Source organism: Proteiniclasticum sediminis, from assembly GCF_018128025.1.
GTDB classification, from domain to species: Bacteria; Bacillota; Clostridia; order Clostridiales; family Clostridiaceae; genus Proteiniclasticum; species Proteiniclasticum sediminis.
This window is the reverse complement of record NZ_JAGSCS010000004.1, coordinates 79,221-96,558: the sequence shown is the minus strand read 5'-3', so window position 1 is coordinate 96,558 and position 17,338 is coordinate 79,221. Positions and strand designations below refer to the sequence as shown.

Sequence of the window (17,338 nt, the reverse complement as noted above, 5' to 3'; positions counted from 1 at the left end):
AGATCATGAGTGACTTTCAATCATTTTTAGATCAAGCACTAAAAGAAGTGGTGCTCGAAAAACCCAATGAAGTTTTCCTCCCTCAAGAATATAATCTTACCAATGAAGTGTCGGACCTTATCTCAAGAACGCGAAACCAAGTAGGAATGACACAAAAAGAGTTGGCGCAGATCTCTGGGGTTTCTCAGGCAAATCTCAGCAGAATTGAAAATGGCAGTTATACACCAAGCTTATCCGTTTTAAAGCGAATAGCCGACGGTCTAGGCAAGCGAGTCATCATTACATTTGAAGATCGAGAGGGGGGATATTGATGGCCATTCATCTTCAAAGCATGGAAATATCACATTTTCGAGGGATCAACCAGTTACTCATTGATCAGTTTAATCATGTCAACATTTTCGCCGGAGATAATAACAGCGGGAAGACAACAGTCTTAGAAGCGATGCTCCTCTTGCAGAATATGAGCAGTTTCACCAACATTTTAAGAGTAGCACGATTACGGGAGTCCCTTTCCTTCAGCAGAAGTGTTTCAGCCTATGAGAGCTTTCTCAACCTCTTTCCTCGAAACGGTGAGAGTTTAGAGATTTCGGTTAAAGCGAACTACCATGGGAAGGAGATCTTCACCCAACTGGTGGGTGAGACAAAAATGATCATGCTCGATCCCCAAACCATGATGAGTCGTGTCAATAATTCCAACCGCAATAGGCTGCTGGCAGACCTTAACAGTGGAATTCATGAGATGAGTGCATTTTACGGCGAGTTAAGGTATGGAATGAACCATTTTCGAGATCAAATGAAAATTGAGTTTGACCAATATTCGTCTACGTTCGGAAGAGAAATCAAGAAGAATAGCGATATCAATATGGTCTATCTTTCTCCAACTGACCATCTGCGGGGATCCATTTTTAGCCGGATCATCAAGAATGATGCCTATAAGAGAATATGCATTCGTGCTTTACAGCTTTTTGATCCTCAGATCACTGATCTTCTGATTTTAGAGAATGATCAAGGTTTGGCACCAGTCGAATATCTTCAGCATGAGGTTCTCGGGAACATGCCGATATCCACTTACGGAGACGGAATTAAGAAGGTGATCGCCATCGCGGATGCAATTGTACGCGCCAGTGGGGGGGTCTTGTTAATCGATGAAGTTGAAACGGCGATTCATGCCAAGTATTATGATGATATTTTTCGATTCATGATCAAAGCATCCCTGGAGTTTGAGGTGCAAGTCTTTCTGACCACCCATAGTATCGAAGCCATAGATGGTTTCTTGGCTACCCAAGACTATGAACATCAAAGTAACCAGGATGCGATTAATGTGATTACCTTCAAAAAAGAGAACGCAAATGCAAAGACACTCTCCAGGGTACTTCCAGGCCGGCGTGTATTTATGAATCGTGATCAGTTTGGGTTTGAGGTTCGACTATGAACAAGTTAATCCTGTGTGAGGGGAAAACAGATGCTATTCTGCTCAGTTATTATCTTCAGAAAACCTGTGGGTGGGCTTATCATCAACCATTAAAGAATATAAATATCAAAGCGGATGATGCAAAAGGCGAGTCAGCATACTGGTACAAGAAAGATAATGAATTTCTACTGATCTGTGGTGTGGGAGGAAGAGATAAATTCAGAAGCTTTTTTTCGGAGAAGCTCCTTCCTGCCATAATAGACTCGGATGCATTTTCAAAGATTGCGGTGGTCACAGATCGGGATCAAAAGAGTGAAGAAGAGATGATCACGGATCTGCGTCGTTGGTTTACACCAATAATCACGGAGGTGAAAAATAACTCCTGGGTCATGAATCATTACACCAACAGCTATCAAATGAAAGTTGAAGTGGATGTTCTCATGCTTTTAATTCCCTTGGGGAGCCAAGGAGCATTAGAAACATTACTTTTAGAAGCCATCTCTGAGCAGGTTGAAGACCGGGAAATTGTAACGCAGAGCAAAGAGTTTGTGGATAAAATACAACCATTGGCCAAGCGTTATTTAGCGACTCAACGATTGAAGTTAAAGTCATACCTAGGAGTGACTTGGGCAATCCAGTCGCCAGAAAAGGTGTTTTCATTTATTGACGAGCAGCTTAAGTCAGTTAAGTGGGAAGATTCAATGGTCCTAGCCAAATGCTTTCAGCAGCTTAAAGGGATTTGACTGTTAAAACCACAAAATCAGGAATCAGACACCTTTGACTTAGATGAGGATCAGGATAAAGGAAACAGGTGTCACACATATTTGCCTTTGGCGTTTTCAATTGCGAGGGGGGGGGAAGCTTTTTAAGAAGGATTTCATGGAAGCGTAGGAGTAACTCATCTTTTCAATCGAACATCATGATTACTGGATTGAAATTTATTAATCCTAGATTACATCCCCTAGTGAAAGAACTTTTTAAACACCAGGTTTTCTTTACAATGCATCCTTCCAGACCCAAAAGATGACCCACAGCGTGAAGTCATGATCATGGGGACTATAAAAGAGCAGCAGAGACTGTCCTTTTTGGGACAGACTTTGCTGCTCTTCTATATTATGGATTAACGGCCCTGAGAAAACTGGGTGAGGATGGCTTTGACCTCTGTCAGATGCTCCGGTTTCAGGAGAGGAAAAATTTCTGTTCCGAAGGCTAGGGCATCGGCTGGAGTAAAGGTACCTTCGCGCTGTTTCGCAAAATTTCCTTCCAAGAGGGCGGTGGCTTCTTCCTGATGGCCTTCGCCTACCCGTTCCAAAATAAAGGTTTTGAATTTCAGTTGTCCCTGTTCCATGATTTGCTCCTTTAATGTTGAATGTTGGTCTTCTGCTGGGTTAGTTGCAGTGGATGATGGTGTCCATGACCCGCTGGGTGGCCAGGGCTTCTTTGCCCGAGGATTCGGTCTCGGTACTCTCGAGGACCGCTTTGACAAAGTGCAGGATGGCATCCTCAAAGCCCCGGGTTTTCTCCACGGTGGACCAGGAGCCAGGGGTAATGGTTCTTCGTTCATTGTTTTCTTCGATTTCCAGGGTGGCCATATCGATGACGCGGAGGGTCTTGCCCTCGTTGATGATTTCGATGATCTCCGTGGTTTTTCCCGAATCCCGGTGGAGCAGTGTTTCAATGCGGCAGCCTTCGGGGCTTCGGTAATAGTGGTTGGCGTAGATCAGGAAGTTGTCGCTGTTCACCGCCACATCGCCGTCCACCAGAATGAGCTTTCCGTCGAAGAACCACCGGGCCGTGTCCACCAGATGGATGTAGTCATCGTTGAGGGTGAACTCTGCGGTTTCCGGGCCCTTGCGGCCGGATCGGTTTTTCACCAGACGGATCACCGAGGTGGCCGTGATGTTCTCCTTCAGCATACGGTAGAGGGGCGCATAGCGCCGGTTAAAGTTCACCATGAGGAGAGCTTTATTGTGAACGCTGGAGAAAATCAGCTTTTCGCATTCTTCCACCGTGCTGGCCAGGGGTTTGTCGATGAGGACCGGGATTCCCTTTTCCAGAAAGAACCGGGCCACTTCAAAGTGGCTGGCGGTGCTGGTGTTGAGGATGACGGCATCCACAGCACTGGCCAGGTCCTCCAGGGAGTCAAAGGCAGGGATGTGGAACTCTTCGCTGAAAGCCTCCCGCTTTTCCGGGGTCCGGCTGTAGCAGCCGGCGAGGGTCCAGTCTTTTTGCCGGACGAGAACCGGCATGTAGGCTTTTCGGCAGATGGATCCCAGACCCACGAGACCCAGTCTCAGTTTTCCTTCCATAATCAATCGCTCCTTCTTCCCCGGGGGGCTTTCTGCCCACAGTGGGGGAACTTTTTGTGTCCAATTCTGAAATTTTTGATGTTAGGTTCATTATACCGTTCCCCTCCCATTTGCACAACCGAATCTCCCCGGGGGAAAACGGGAGAAATCGAGGGGATTTGGGCGAAAACCAGGGGACGAATCCTTAGGGGAAAGTTAATTGACTTACGGTCAGTCAGTGGTAAAATAAGAGTACAAATCAAGGAAACAGGTGAGAAATATGCCATTTATTGAACTAAGCAATGTGCAGAAACATTATCGTATGGGAGAAGTCACCATCACCGCGGTGGACGGGGTGGATTTTGATATTGAAAAGGGAGACTTCGCCGTGGTGGTGGGGGCCTCCGGGGCCGGCAAGACCACGGTGCTGAATCTTCTCGGGGGCATGGACTCCGCCGATGGCGGAAGCATCACCGTGGACGGCCGGGACATCAGTCTTTATGGCCGCAAGGAGCTGACGGAGTACCGTCGCTACGACATCGGCTTTGTGTTCCAGTTCTATAATCTGGTACAGAACCTCACGGCCCTGGAGAATGTGGAGCTGGCCTCCCAGATCTCCAAGAATCCCCTCAATGCCCTGGAAGTGCTGGAAATGGTGGGGCTCAAAGACCGAGCGGGGAATTTTCCGGCTCAGCTTTCCGGCGGCGAGCAGCAGCGCGTAGCCATCGCCCGGGCCCTGGCCAAGAATCCGAAGCTCCTCCTCTGCGACGAGCCCACGGGCGCCCTGGATGACCAGACGGGTAAAGCCATTCTGAAGCTTCTCCATGACACCTGCCGAAAGCAGGAGATGACTGTGGTGGTCATCACCCATAATGCCGCCCTGACGGACATGGCGGACAAGGTCATCAAAATGAAGAACGGGAAAGTCCGGCAGTTCATCATCAACGATAATCCGGTGCCGGTGGAAAGGATTGAGTGGTAATGCGGAATCAGGCATTTTACAAGGATCTGACCCGGGCCATCTCCAAATCCAAAGCCCGTTTTCTTTCCATCCTGGCCATGACGGCCCTGGGGGTGGGTTTTTTTGCGGGGATCAACGCCACAAAGCCCGATATGGTGCTGTCGGCGGATACCTACTTCAAGGACTATCAGCTGGCGAACTTCCGCGCCATTTCTCCCTTGGGCTTTACCCCGGAGGATCTGGAGAACGTGAAGGCGGAACCCGAGGTCCTCTATATGGAAGCGGGCTACATGAAGGATGCATTTTTGGGCTTCAAGGAAAGTGAAAGTGCCATCATCCGCCTCTACAGCACCTCTTCCGAAATCAATCTCCCCCTGGTCACCGAGGGGAGGCTCCCCCAAGCTTCCGGAGAAATCCTTCTGGAGGACTCTTTGCGCCTCTATCAGGACGTCCAGGTGGGGGACAAGATCTCTCTTTCCCTACCCGAAGGCGAAGAGGTGTCGGAATCTTTTACCCGCACGGAGTACACCGTGGTGGGCTTTCTGAACTCCCCCCTCTACATCACCTTTGAGCGGGGCCAAACCAACATCGGCGACGGCTCCGTGGCCTATTACGGTTACATTCAGCCCCAGGACTTCGCCCTGGAAAAACCCAATGAGCTCTATGTGAAGACGAAACTGTCCGATATTCTCACGGCATACAGCGAAAGGTACAAAAGCTATCATGAACCCACGCTGAACGCCCTGGAGGAGATCGGAAAAACTGCCATGGCCCGGGAAACGGAAGCGCTGAAGCAGGAGCTGGAGGATGGCCGGGCAACCCTTCTGGAAAACCGGGCCAAAGCGGAGCAGGAGCTGGCCGATGGCGAAAAGAAGCTCCGGGATGCGGAGGCGGAGATCCTTTCCGGGGAGAAGACCCTGAAGGACAATGAAATTAAGTATACGAAGGAATTTGCCGATCAGGAAAAGAAACTGGAAGAAGGCAAACGAGCCCTGGCGGAAGGAAAAGCCGCCTATGCCGATGGGTATGCCCAGTGGGCAGACGGGGTGAAGCAGGTGGAGGCAGGCTTTGCGGAGCTCACCCTCAAAAAACAGGAACTGGATGCCGCCGGCGTGCAGCTGGCCGCGGCAGAGGCGGAGCTCGCCGCCGCCCGGCAGGAACTGGACCAGGCCATCGTCAGCATCGCCCAGCTGGAGGGCGCTTTGGAAGGGCTCCAGGTCCTTCGGGAGAGTCTTCCGGCCACCTCCACCATGACGGTGGAGGCTTATCAGGCCTTTTTGGCAGGACTTCGCCAGATTCTACCAGAGCTAGCGGATACCCTGGAACAGACCGTGACTCCGGAAACCCCAGGGAGTACGGATATTTTGCGCGGAGCCCTGGACAGTGCCCTTGGGGATCTGGAGGCCCAGCATCTTCAGGCCAAGACCCAGCTTACGGCTGGCGAGGAAAGCTATGCGGAAAGTCTAGCCCAGGTGGAGGCAAACCGTACCCTCTACACCGAGGGACTTCAGGCCTATGAGGCGGGAAAGCTGACCCTGGAAGCCTCGAAAGCCCAGCTGGAGGCCACGGATGCCACCTTGAAAGCCTCAGCCAAGACCCTGGCGGAGAACGAGGAAAAGCTTCGGTCCGGTGAACAAACCCTGAAGGAGGCCAAGGCCGAGTTTCAGGAATCCCTCTTTCAGGGCTGGGAGGACCTAGCGAAGGCCCGTCAGGATCTGGAGGAGGGGAAGGCCACCTTTGCCCAGGAAAAGGCCGATGCCCTGGCGAAACTCGATGAAGCGGACTTGGAGATCAAGGACGCGGAGCGCCAGCTCCTGGAACTGCCCGCGGAGTGGTTTGTCTTCGACCGGGAAGGCTTTCCCGGCTATGCCAGCCTGGGCACTGACGCGGACCGTTTAGGCGCCGTGGCGAAAATCTTCCCGCTCTTTTTCTTCCTGGTGGCCGCCCTGGTTTGCCTCACCACCATGACCCGCATGGTGGAGGAGGACCGGGTGCAAATCGGGACGCTGAAGGCCTTGGGCTATAAAACCGGCACCATCGCCTCCAAGTATCTCACCTATTCTCTCCTGGCCAGTCTTTCCGGAAGCATCATCGGCTTCCTGGTGGGCTTCCAGCTCTTCCCCCGGGCCATCATCACCGTCTATGGGGCCATGTATGACACGCCCTATGTCATGGCGCCCTTCCATGGGGATCTGGCCCTTCTGTCCACGGGCATCGCGGTGCTGACCACCATGTCCGCCAGCCTTTTTGCCACGTTAAGCGAGCTTCAGGAGACGCCGGCGAACCTCATGCAGCCGAAAGCCCCCAAGCCCGGCAAGCGAATTCTTCTGGAGCGGATCACGCCGCTTTGGAAACGTCTCAGTTTCTCCTACAAGGTGACCTTCCGGAACATTTTCCGCTACAAGAAGCGGTTCCTCATGACGGTCATCGGCATCAGCGGATGCACGGCGCTCCTGGTCACGGGCTTTGGCATTCGGGACTCCGTCAATGCCATCATGGGCAAGCAGTTCGATGAGATCTTCCTCTATGACGGCTTGGTGGTCCTGAAGGACGAAGGGGAAAAAGCCCCGGATCTGAAGGCTATTCTGGGGAAAAATGACTTTATCGCCGACTACAGCGCCATGCTCAGCGAGACCGTGACGGTGTACAAAGAGGGCCAGCGCCGGGAGTTTGCCGTGAACCTCATGGTGCCGGAGAATACCGGGAATTTTGAACACTTCTTCACCCTCCGGGACCGAGTGAGCCAGAAAAAACTGGAACTGCCGGCCTCCGGCGCGGTGATTTCGGAGAAACTGGCTAACCTTCTTCAGGTTCAGGTGGGGAGCACCATCCTCTACCGGGATCCGGAAAACCACACCTATCGTCTTCAGGTGGCCGGCATTGCGGAAAACTATCTGGCCCACTATATCTTCATGGACCGGGAAGCCTATGATGAGGTGACCCGGAAGAGTCCGGCGCTGAATACGGGGATCTTTACCCTGAAGAATCCCGAGACGACGCCGGAAAGCGAGCTCAATGCGAGCCTTCTGGCCCATGAGGAGGTTCAGGGGACTTTCCTGGTGGAGTCCATGCGGGAGGATTTCGGCAAGAGCCTGTCATCCCTGGACTACGTGATCCTCATCCTCATTCTGGCTGCAGGGGCCCTGGCCTTTGTGGTCCTCTACAACCTCACCAACATCAACATCACGGAGCGGATTCGGGAAATTGCCACCATCAAGGTCCTGGGCTTCCGGGACCCGGAGGTGTCTTCCTATGTGTACCGGGAGAACTTCTTCCTCACCCTCATCGGCACCCTCCTGGGGCTGGTGCTGGGGCTCACCATGCATCAGTTTGTCATGAACACCATGGAGGTGGACAACATGATGTTCGGGCGGAAAATCTCCCTCCTTTCCTACGGCCTCTCCATCGCCCTGACCCTCTTCTTCTCCTTCATCGTCAATCTCTTCATGTCCTCGAAGCTAAAGAAGATTGACATGGTGGAGTCCCTGAAATCTGTGGAATAACCAAAAGGAGGAAGGACATGCGTGTGACGAAAGACCCGGAAATCCGGAAACAGGAGATCCTGGAAACTGCTCTTCTGCTCTTTGAGGAGCGGGGCATCCAGAAGACCGCCATGAGCGACATTGCCGCCAAGGCGGGCGTGGCCAAGGGCCTCCTCTACTACTATTACCGCTCCAAAGAAGACCTCCTGGCGGAGGTCATCGAGGTGTTCTCCAAGGAGATGGATGACCGCATCAGCGCCATCCTGGCCGATGGAGCTCTCGATTTCTACCAAAAGCTTGGCGCCGTGGTGGCACTCTTTTTCAGCGCCATCACGGATCACCCCGCCCTCATGAGCGTCACCCCGGGAAATCCGGGGGTCTATGAGTTCATGAAGACCCGGCTCTGCAGCATCGCCATTCACCAGGCCAAGAGCCTCCTTACGGAGGCGGCCGCCCAGGGGATCCTCAAGATCGCCCATCCTGAGGCCATGCTGAAGGTGCTGATTTATGGCATCGCCGATCTCTACGGGGAAGGCACCACGGATCCGGTGGTGCTCACCTCCATCATTGAGCAGGCCCTGGGACTGGAAGCCGGAAAACTGCAGCTCCCCACAGCACCTTGATTGAAGTCATCAAAAAAATCGGTTCTTCGGGAATACTTTTCCGAGAAGTAATCCCGGCAGCAGCGGACGCCAGGGGAAAGGCAGCTTTCCCCCAAGGTTTCCGCCGCTGCCGGGTTTTTCATTTCGGGAGGTCGAGGTTTCGGCTGCTTTTCGGGGATCTTCTCCTCACGGAGAAAGGGACAGGAAAAAAATACGGCAAAAAAGCAAGAAGCTGAATTTCTTCAGCCTCTTGCTTTTGGGTATATCATCCGGGGTTGGGTATCCCGAATAAGGGGCGAGTCCTGGTTTGCATATCTTTTGGATACGCTAAAGGGCGGGTATCCCTTTACAAATCGATTATAACATCGGATTAGGGTGCAAATCAATGGATTCCATAACAGATTTCCGCTATTATTGTATTATTTTTATTGTTTTTTTGAAATTGGTAATGAATTCATAATTGAATGATCATGCACAAGGTAAGGGGAATCCTCTGGGGAAAAAAGTGTCTCGGGGAGGATCTTCCTTGGGGCTGAGGGGTTCTTTCGTCGGAAAGGGAGATCCCCTTTTTCCTGGCCTTGGTTTTCTGCTATAATCAAAGAGTTGAAAGCCTCGTCGGAACTTGCGGGGAGGCAAATATGGGCCATGGAGCATGGCTGGAAAGAGGACGGGACCCTTGAAAAAAATTGAAGAAAAGATCAGTCTCATGGCAAAGGACCCGGTGCTGTCCTGCCCCCGGTGCCGGAAACCTTTGGAAGTTTCCGGGAAAAGCCTGGTTTGCGCCACAGGCCATACCTATGATGTGTCCAAGAAGGGCACGGTGAATTTTGTCCAGGGCGAAGGAGAAGATGACTACAACATGGCGATGCTGGAAGCCCGGGAACGGGTCATCGCCCAAGGCTTTTTTGACGGTATTCTCCGCAGGGTGGCGGAAGCCGTGGCCAGGGATCTCATGGCCAAGGGACAGCAGACCGCCAGGATTCTGGACGCCGGGTGCGGCGATGGCAGCCAGCTGGTTCGTCTGGGCCTGTTCCTGAAGGAAAAGGGATTTTCGGTTTCCCTCTACGGCGTGGATATTTCCAAGGACGGCATCAGTATTGCCGGCCGGCGCGCAGGCGATGCCCTCTATTTCGTGGGGGATCTTTCCCGGCTGCCCTTTTTGGAGGGCACCATGGATATTATTCTGAACATCCTGTCCCCGGCCAACTACAAAGAGTTTGCCCGGGTCCTGAAAAAAGACGGCCTGGCCTATAAGGTCATTCCGGATACGGGGTATCTGACGGAGCTTCGAAAACTCTACGGCCTTCCGGAGTACAGCAATGGGGAGATCGTCCGCCATCTGGAAGCCCATGCCGTGATCAAAGATTCCGAGAAGATCCGCTACGTGACGGACGTCACGGCCTATGCCGATGATCTTCTCCTCATGACCCCCATGCTATGGGACAAGCCCATGGCGGACTCCGAAGGGGAGCTTCACCACATGACGGTGGAGACGGAGCTCTATACCTTTGGATTCTAAACGACAAAATTGAAGACGGATTGCTTGGAGGGGTAGTATGGAAGAAAATAAAAAGTCCTATAGTGTCACGGACCTGACGGCGCTGGAAAAACTGGAGCCGGTGCGGATCCGACCGGGCATGTACATCGGAAGTACCGGAAGCAAGGGGGTTCACCACTGCGTCTGGGAAATTCTGGACAATGCCATCGACGAGATCACCAACGGCTTCGGGGACACGGCCCAGGTCATCTTGAATAAAGACAAAAGCGTCACGGTCATTGACAATGGCCGCGGCATTCCTGTGGATATTCATCCCGTGAAGAAAATCTCCGGTGTGGAGATGGTCTACACGGAGCTGCATACCGGAGGAAAGTTCAACAACAGCAACTACAAGACCTCCGGCGGTCTCCACGGCGTGGGCGCTTCCGTGGTCAACGCCCTCAGCAAATGGCTGGTGGTGGAGGTTCACAAGGAAGGCAAGATCTACCGTCAGCGGTTTGAGAATGCCTATGACGAGAAGCTGAAGCGCGTCATGCCGGGTACCCCAGTGACGAAGCTGGAAGTGGTGGGGAAAACTGCGAAGCAGGGGACCCAGGTCACCTTCATGCTGGACCCCGAAGTCTTCTCCCAGATCGAGTACCGCTTTGAAGTCATCGATCTTCGCCTCATGGAGCTGTCCTTCCAGAACAAGGGTATTACCCTGGTTCTTCAGGATCTTCGCGGCGAGGAACCCGTGGAGAAGACCTACCACAGCGAACGGGGTCTTTTAGACTTCATCGAGTATCTCAATGAGTCCAAGACCGTCATCCATGCGGAGCCCATCCTCTTTGAGGGGGAGCGGAGCATTGGCAATGTCTCTTTAGAAGGGGAGGTCTGCGTGCAGTTCACGGACTCCACCCTGGAAAACATCGCCAGCTATGTGAACAACATTCCCACCTCCGAGGCGGGAACCCACGAAAGCGGCTTCAAGACGGGCATGACCCGGGCCTTCAAGGAATGGGCGAAAAAGCTGAACCTGGGAAAGGACAAGTCCTTCGAAGGGGATGACCTGCGGGAAGGCATGACGGCCATCGTCAAGGTGCGCCTTTCCAATCCCATGTTCGAGGGCCAGACCAAGAACAAGCTGGGCAATTCCGAGGCCTATACCCTCATGAATGACCTGAGCTATACGAAGTTCTACGAGTGGATCGAGGACCACAAGGATGTGGCCACGACCCTCATTAACAACGCCATCGAGGCAGCCACCCGCCGGGAGAAGATCAAGAAGATCAGCGATGCGGAGCGAAAGAAGATCGGCAAGGGCACTTCGCCCCTGGCGGGCAAGATCGCCGTGGCCACCTCCCGGGATAAGGACTATCTGGAATTCATCGTGGTGGAGGGAGACTCCGCCGGCGGTTCGGCCAAGCAGGCCCGGGACCGTCGTTTCCAGGCCATTATGCCTTCCCGGGGAAAGATCATGAACACGGAGAAGCAAAAGCTGGAGAACGTCCTTTCCTCGGAAGAGCTGAAGATCTTTAACACGGCCATCGGTACGGGAACGCTGACCAACTTCAAGCTGGAGGATGTGCGCTACGGCAAAATCATCATCATGAGCGATGCCGACGTGGACGGCTACCATATCCGGACCCTGTGGATGACCTACATTTACCGGTATATGCGGCCCCTCATTTCCAACGGCATGCTGTACCTGGCCCAGCCGCCCCTCTACAAGGTGTCCAAATCCACCAAGAAGGGCATGGTCCAGAAGTATGCCTACTCCGATGAGGAACTGGATGCGGTGAAGAAGGAGATTGGCTCCGGCTACCAGATCCAGCGCTTCAAAGGACTGGGGGAGATGAATCCCGATCAGCTTTGGGACACCACCTTAAATCCCGAATCCCGGACCCTGCTCCGGGTGACCATCGATGACGCCGCCCGGGCGGAGCGCATGGTGTCGCTCCTCATGGGCGATGTGGTGGAGCCCCGGAAAAACTATATCTACAAACATGCGGAATTTTAGGAGGGAACGGAGATGAGCGCAAAAAATCAACTGCCTGTGGACAACAACATCGTCAACGTTCCTTTGGAAGAGGCCATGCCCGACAACTTCCTCCCCTATGCGGTGGAAGTGGCCAAGGACCGGGCGCTGCCGGATGTCCGGGACGGGCTGAAGCCCGTGCACCGGAGAATTCTCTACGGAGCCTATCAACTGAAGGCCTTCTATGACAAGCCTTACTTCAAGTCCGCCCGAATCGTGGGCGACATTCTGGGAAAATACCATCCCCACGGCGATGCCTCGGTGTATGACGCCATGGTGATCCTGGCCCAGGATTTTTCCACCCGGACGCCTCTCATCGACGGCCATGGCAACTGGGGCTCCATCGACGGAGACTCCGCTGCCGCCATGCGTTACACGGAGGCCCGTCTGTCGGAGGTGGCCGGAGAGATGCTCCGGGACATCGACAAGGACACAGTGGATTTTGATTTCAACTATTCCGATTCCGAGCTGGAGCCCAAGGTGCTGCCGGCTAGGTATCCCAATCTTCTCGTCAATGGCGCCTTCGGCATCGCCGTAGGGTTAGCCACCAACATCCCGCCCCACAACATGCGTGAATCCATTTCGGCGGTGAACGCCTACATCGATGATCCCGACATCACCGTGGAGGGACTCATGGAACACCTAAAAGGGCCGGATCTTCCCACGGGAGGCGTCCTCATCGGGGGCGAGTCCCTGAAGGAAGCTTATGAGAAGGGCGAAGGGAAGGTAATCCTTAGGGCCAAGGCTCTGGTGGAAAAGCTCACCACGGGCCGCTTCGGCATCGTCATCACGGAGTTCCCCTACCGAAAGAACAAGGCCAAGCTTTTGCAGCAGATTTCCGCCATGACGGCGGACAAGAAGCATCAGAAGGTGTTGGACGGCATCATGGACATCCGGGACGAGTCTGACCGGGAAGGCATCCGGGCGGTCATTGAGTTCAAGAAGCAGGTGGATGAGGAAACGGCCCAGAAGATCCTCCTCTACCTCTACAAGCGCTGCGACTTGCAGATTAACCTGAACTTCAACATGGTGGCCCTCTACAAGGGAAAACCCGAGACCTTAAGTCTTAAGGCCATCATCCACCACTATTTGGAACACCAGAAGGAAGTGGTGAAGCGAAGAACCCTGAAGGAACTGGAGCTGGCCATGAAGCGCTTCCACATTGTGGAAGGGTTCATGAAGGCCATTGACATCATGGATGAGCTCATCAAGACCATCCGGGAATCCACCTCCAAGGCCAATGCCAAGGAGAACCTCATGGCGAGGTTCGGCTTCTCCGATGAGCAGGCCACGGCCATCCTGGAGCTCATGCTCTACCGCCTCACGGGGCTGGAGCTGAAAGCCTACATCAAGGAACATGGGGAGCTGGACCGGCTCATCAAGTCCTTAAACAAGATCATCGCCAGCGAGAAGGAGCTTCTCAAGCTCATCAAGAAAGAGCTTCTGGAAGTGGCGGAAAAGTTCGGCGACGATCGCCGGACAAAGATCATCGCCGACGAGGAGGAGGCCGTCATCGACGCCATGGACATCATTGTCCAGGAGGACGTGGTGGTCACCGTCTCCCAGGAAGGGTTCATCAAGCGCATTCCGCTGAAGAACTACCAGCGGGTGACCTCGGACATCTCCGCCATCGAGTACCGGGAAGGGGATGCCCTGGCGGTGATCCTGGAGTCCAACACCCGGGATCTTCTCTATCTCTTCACCGATGCGGGGATGCTCTATCAGCTGAAGACCATGGATGTGCCGGAGCATAAGTGGAAGGACAAGGGCGTTCGCCTGGACAACTACATCAAGGGCATCGACTTCAGCGAGGAACGCATCGTGGCGGCCTTCAGCATTGCCAATCCTGAAGAGGAGGCCGTGGTGAAGCTCTTTACCTCACGAGGCGCGCTGAAGCGTACACCGCTGGAAAGCTTCCGCACCAGCTACGCCAAGATCATCGCGTTGAAGCTGAAGGACGGAGAGAGACTTCTCAACGTGGTGCTGGAGAAGAACCGCATGCTCCTGGACAACACCATGGGCGAGCTTCTTCCCAAGGTCTACAAGGACTACCTAGAGGAGAACAAGGAGCAACTGGGCTTCGTGGAGCTGCCGGAAATCCCCGCATTTCTTCGAATCCTGACGAAGAAGGGGCTGGACTTCACCATCCCCGAGGCCAGTGTCCTGGTGAAGGACCGTATGGCCCTGCCGGATCCCTTCCTCCAGCTGCCGGACCAGGATGAGGTTTTCCGCATTCACTACGAAAGCGACTACGAGGCTAAGGAGTTCAATCTCACGGTGTCGGAGCAGGGCGAAATCAAGGTTTCTCCCCGGGCCAGCCGTTCCCGCAGCCTCTTTAAGGTCACGGGGGAATCCTATCTCAGCCTCATGATTCTCACGAGCCTGGGGGCCTACTACAAGCTGCCCCTCTACATGTTTGAAAACCTGGAGGGCAGTGTGCTTCTCTCCACCCTCTATGGCGACTTTGGCAAAGAGGAAAAGGTGGTGGGAGTCTTCACCCTGGAAGAGGAGATGAACGATGACCGGGAGGTCTACTTCGTCACCGCCGAGGGCATCGTGAAACGAACACCTTTGTCGGATTACCTCAAGGAAGGTGCCTCCTCCCATGCCCTGAAGTTCAAGAATGCCACGGACCGCCTGGTCTATGCCGAGGCCTTCCCCCAGGATCTGGATGCTTCCATGCTTCTGGTTTCCGAAAAGGGCATGGTCCTGCGTTTTGAAACAGGCTCCATTTCCCTCCTGTCCCGCAACGCCACCGGTGTCGTGGGCATGAATCTCAAGGATGAGGACCGGGTGTTCTTTGGCCGGGTTATCACGGAGGAAACGACGCTGACCCTGGGCTCCAAGGCCCTGGATGATCTGACGATTCCCCTGGATGAGATTCGCCTGCAGAACCGGGCCACCCGGGGCAAGAACCTCCTCATGGTCATCATGGGGGATAAGGTGAACAAGGCGGAAGTGAATTAGAGACCCTAGCTTTTTCAAAAACACTCTTCAAGTGTAAGTAAGCACGACAAAAGCGCCAACTCATCCCTTTGGCTTGAAACTAAGGTTTCACTGAGGGAGGAGTTGGCGCTTAATTTTTGGACCCCATAACCATCCAAGGGATCATGGGTAGACAAAAGGACTCTTTCGAATCCTTTTGATTTTAGGCTTTATCGAGTCGAGCTCGAGCTTGCTACTAAAATAGTGATCATAACCCCTTTTACTTCTCTGGGCGGAGATCCAAATCCACCGGAACATTTACCAGGTTGTCTTGGGTTAGACCAAGACGGTAGAGGGCCTCGGGGAAAGATACCGTTTCAGGAGATCCATGGGTTAATCGTTCATTTGCTACGACGAGGAGATTCAGTTCTTCGAGTTGCTCCAGAAGTGCGAGATAAACCTCAGGAGCAAGAATAACCCCTACGGGTTTGCTTTGCTGAAGCACAATCTTGGTTCCTTCTGTGCGAATTTCTTCAAAAATTCTGCTGGCTTTTCTCCCGTTGAAACAGGAGATATCGATGGAACGGGGATAGGTTTTTTCCGCGGGTGTATGACTCATTTTCCTCACTCCTTGACGTCACTATACCAACTTTTGCACCATTTCGGCGGTTTAATTTAAAAATGGATCAATAAACTTTTCGACATGGGATCTCTTCACGGAAAGAAACAGAGAATTTCAGGGTATGTCAACGGGAACGAGAGGAGCACTCTGAAGAATTCATTCCATGAAAAAAGGGATTCCGTGAATCCCTTGGTTTTGTGCCATTGAACGTATTTGATACGGAGAAAGGAACCCTTTAGAGGCCAGGTCATTCATTGCCGAAGAGGCCACCACTACACCAGCTTCAGGAGAAGTCCCCGAAGATCCTGCTCCGTGGGGAGCACAGGATTTCCTGGGGTGCAGAGGTCCTTCAGGGCGGCATCGGTGAGCTCATCCAGGCTTTCGATGAAGACTGTGCGGTCCACGCCGGCGTCCAGGAGGGATGCGGGAATGCCCAGGGATTTCTTCAGGAGCTTCACGCTCTCGATGAGGGCGATGGCGGCAATGTGGTCATCCTCGAAGGCAAAGCCCAGGTGGCGGGCAATGTCCGCATAGCGTTTCTGGGTGTCCTCGTCTTTTAGGTTGTATTCCAGGACATAGGGGAGAAGGATACCGTTGGCGCGACCGTGGGGAAGGTGGAACTTCGCCCCCAGGGCATGGGCCAGGCTGTGGTTGATCCCTAAGGTGCTGTTGTTGAAGGCAATGCCGGCCATGGAGGAAGCGATCTGGAGCTTTTCCCGCCGGAGCAGATTCTTCCCGTCCTTGTAGACAGCGATGAGGTTTTCATAGATAAGGCTGATGGCCTTTAAGGCATAGGAGTCACTGAACTCATTGGCCATGCGGGACACATAGGCTTCCAGGGCATGGGTCAGGGTGTCGATGCCCGTGTCCGCCGTGACAAAGTCCGGGGCGGAGCTGGTGAAGAGGGGATCTAGGATGGCCAGATCCGGCAGCATGACTTTGCTGGTTAAAGGGATCTTCAGCCCGGTATTCATATCCGTGACCACGGCATACTCCGTCACTTCGGAACCGGTGCCGGCGGTGGTGGGGATGGCCACGAGGTAGGGTTTCACGATGACATCATCACTCATAAAGGTCTCCTTCAGCTTCTGAAAATAGAAGATCACCGCTTTTGCGGTGTCGATGCTGGAGCCGCCGCCGATGGCAAAGACCACATCGGGCTTGGAATGGATGATGTGGAGCAGGCCCTTTTCCACCACGGTGGAGGCGGTGTCCGGCACCACTTCATCAAAGACCTCGTAGGGAACACCCATACCTTTTAGCTTAGCCGTGAGAAGATCCAGAAGGCCCAGCTTTTTAATCATGGGATCCGTGACGATGCAGGCCTTATGGAAAGAATAGGTGTCAATTTTACTTAAGGCATTTTCCCCGTATGCAATGACGGGTTTCACATTGAACTCCTTCATGGCCCTTCGCTCCTTTCTTGGTGCTGTACACAACGCTATTATAGCGAAATCGTCTGCCAAATTCAGCAACTTCCAAAAATTTATCCCAGGTGGGGAAAGTCTTTCCCTTGGGCCCCGGCGAAAATC

General features: G+C 53.4%; 13 protein-coding genes. 9 read left to right on the top strand and 4 right to left on the bottom strand.

Annotation, left to right across the window (positions count from 1 at the left end; all coding sequences use genetic code 11):
- The first annotated feature begins 5 nt into the window (after positions 1-5).
- Genes KCG48_RS04760 through KCG48_RS04750 form a run of 3 tightly spaced genes read left to right on the top strand, consistent with a single transcriptional unit; the run spans position 6 to position 2,154 of the window.
- The gene (locus tag KCG48_RS04760; RefSeq protein WP_211800171.1) at positions 6-311 is read left to right on the top strand and encodes a helix-turn-helix domain-containing protein; all 306 of its coding nucleotides are present in this window, start codon (positions 6-8) and stop codon (positions 309-311) included.
- Complete coding sequence (locus KCG48_RS04755; protein WP_211800170.1) at positions 311-1,432, top strand: AAA family ATPase; 1,122 nt, start codon at positions 311-313, stop codon at positions 1,430-1,432. The genes KCG48_RS04760 and KCG48_RS04755 overlap by 1 nt, the downstream gene beginning before the upstream one ends.
- Complete coding sequence (locus tag KCG48_RS04750; protein WP_211800169.1) at positions 1,429-2,154, top strand: DUF3226 domain-containing protein; 726 nt, start codon at positions 1,429-1,431, stop codon at positions 2,152-2,154. Before KCG48_RS04755 ends, KCG48_RS04750 begins: the two co-directional genes overlap by 4 nt.
- A 377-nt stretch (positions 2,155-2,531) precedes the next feature.
- On the opposite strand, the gene KCG48_RS04745 is transcribed toward KCG48_RS04750, so the two are convergent.
- Positions 2,532-2,759, bottom strand: a complete 228-nt coding sequence (locus KCG48_RS04745) for a hypothetical protein (protein WP_211800168.1) — start codon at positions 2,757-2,759, stop codon at positions 2,532-2,534.
- Between the two features lie 40 nt (positions 2,760-2,799).
- On the bottom strand, positions 2,800-3,720 hold the full coding sequence (locus KCG48_RS04740; RefSeq protein WP_211800167.1) for a Gfo/Idh/MocA family protein: 921 nt from the start codon (positions 3,718-3,720) through the stop codon (positions 2,800-2,802).
- 259 nt (positions 3,721-3,979) lie between these two features.
- On the opposite strand from KCG48_RS04740, the gene KCG48_RS04735 reads away from it, so the two are divergent.
- From KCG48_RS04735 to KCG48_RS04710, 6 genes are all read left to right on the top strand, one after another.
- Complete coding sequence (locus tag KCG48_RS04735; RefSeq protein ID WP_211800165.1) at positions 3,980-4,681, top strand: ABC transporter ATP-binding protein; 702 nt, start codon at positions 3,980-3,982, stop codon at positions 4,679-4,681.
- Complete coding sequence (locus tag KCG48_RS04730) at positions 4,681-8,163, top strand: FtsX-like permease family protein (protein ID WP_211800164.1); 3,483 nt, start codon at positions 4,681-4,683, stop codon at positions 8,161-8,163. The genes KCG48_RS04735 and KCG48_RS04730 overlap by 1 nt, the downstream gene beginning before the upstream one ends.
- A gap of 17 nt (positions 8,164-8,180) precedes the next feature.
- The gene (locus tag KCG48_RS04725; RefSeq protein ID WP_211800163.1) at positions 8,181-8,765 is read left to right on the top strand and encodes a TetR/AcrR family transcriptional regulator; all 585 of its coding nucleotides are present in this window, start codon (positions 8,181-8,183) and stop codon (positions 8,763-8,765) included.
- 655 nt (positions 8,766-9,420) lie between these two features.
- The gene (locus KCG48_RS04720; RefSeq protein ID WP_211800162.1) at positions 9,421-10,263 is read left to right on the top strand and encodes a methyltransferase domain-containing protein; all 843 of its coding nucleotides are present in this window, start codon (positions 9,421-9,423) and stop codon (positions 10,261-10,263) included.
- Positions 10,264-10,300: 37 nt separating this feature from the next.
- Positions 10,301-12,241 carry a DNA gyrase/topoisomerase IV subunit B gene (locus tag KCG48_RS04715; RefSeq protein WP_211800161.1) on the top strand — a complete coding sequence of 647 codons (1,941 nt, stop codon included), beginning with the start codon at positions 10,301-10,303 and terminating at the stop codon, positions 12,239-12,241.
- 12 nt (positions 12,242-12,253) lie between these two features.
- A complete protein-coding gene (locus KCG48_RS04710) occupies positions 12,254-15,226 on the top strand; it encodes a DNA topoisomerase (ATP-hydrolyzing) (protein WP_211800160.1) in 2,973 nt (990 codons plus the stop codon).
- Positions 15,227-15,464: 238 nt separating this feature from the next.
- Here the strand turns inward: KCG48_RS04710 and KCG48_RS04705 are convergent, their stop codons facing one another.
- On the bottom strand, positions 15,465-15,803 hold the full coding sequence (locus tag KCG48_RS04705; RefSeq protein ID WP_211800159.1) for a type II toxin-antitoxin system Phd/YefM family antitoxin: 339 nt from the start codon (positions 15,801-15,803) through the stop codon (positions 15,465-15,467).
- Positions 15,804-16,078: 275 nt separating this feature from the next.
- Complete coding sequence (locus tag KCG48_RS04700; RefSeq protein ID WP_211800158.1) at positions 16,079-17,212, bottom strand: 1-propanol dehydrogenase PduQ; 1,134 nt, start codon at positions 17,210-17,212, stop codon at positions 16,079-16,081.
- Positions 17,213-17,338: the final 126 nt, after the last annotated feature.

Excerpts from the sequence above, each read along its gene's own strand:
- KCG48_RS04710 (WP_211800160.1), top strand. The coding sequence starts at position 12,254 with ATGAGCGCAAAAAATCAACTGCCTGTGGACAACAACATCGTCAACGTT.
- KCG48_RS04755 (WP_211800170.1), top strand. The coding sequence starts at position 311 with ATGGCCATTCATCTTCAAAGCATGGAAATATCACATTTTCGAGGGATC.
- KCG48_RS04740 (WP_211800167.1), bottom strand. The coding sequence starts at position 3,720 with ATGGAAGGAAAACTGAGACTGGGTCTCGTGGGTCTGGGATCCATCTGC.
- KCG48_RS04750 (WP_211800169.1), top strand. The coding sequence starts at position 1,429 with ATGAACAAGTTAATCCTGTGTGAGGGGAAAACAGATGCTATTCTGCTC.
- KCG48_RS04745 (WP_211800168.1), bottom strand. The coding sequence starts at position 2,759 with ATGGAACAGGGACAACTGAAATTCAAAACCTTTATTTTGGAACGGGTA.
- KCG48_RS04725 (WP_211800163.1), top strand. The coding sequence starts at position 8,181 with ATGCGTGTGACGAAAGACCCGGAAATCCGGAAACAGGAGATCCTGGAA.
- KCG48_RS04700 (WP_211800158.1), bottom strand. The coding sequence starts at position 17,212 with ATGAAGGAGTTCAATGTGAAACCCGTCATTGCATACGGGGAAAATGCC.
- KCG48_RS04730 (WP_211800164.1), top strand. The coding sequence starts at position 4,681 with ATGCGGAATCAGGCATTTTACAAGGATCTGACCCGGGCCATCTCCAAA.
- KCG48_RS04760 (WP_211800171.1), top strand. The coding sequence starts at position 6 with ATGAGTGACTTTCAATCATTTTTAGATCAAGCACTAAAAGAAGTGGTG.
- KCG48_RS04735 (WP_211800165.1), top strand. The coding sequence starts at position 3,980 with ATGCCATTTATTGAACTAAGCAATGTGCAGAAACATTATCGTATGGGA.
- KCG48_RS04705 (WP_211800159.1), bottom strand. The coding sequence starts at position 15,803 with ATGAGTCATACACCCGCGGAAAAAACCTATCCCCGTTCCATCGATATC.
- KCG48_RS04715 (WP_211800161.1), top strand. The coding sequence starts at position 10,301 with ATGGAAGAAAATAAAAAGTCCTATAGTGTCACGGACCTGACGGCGCTG.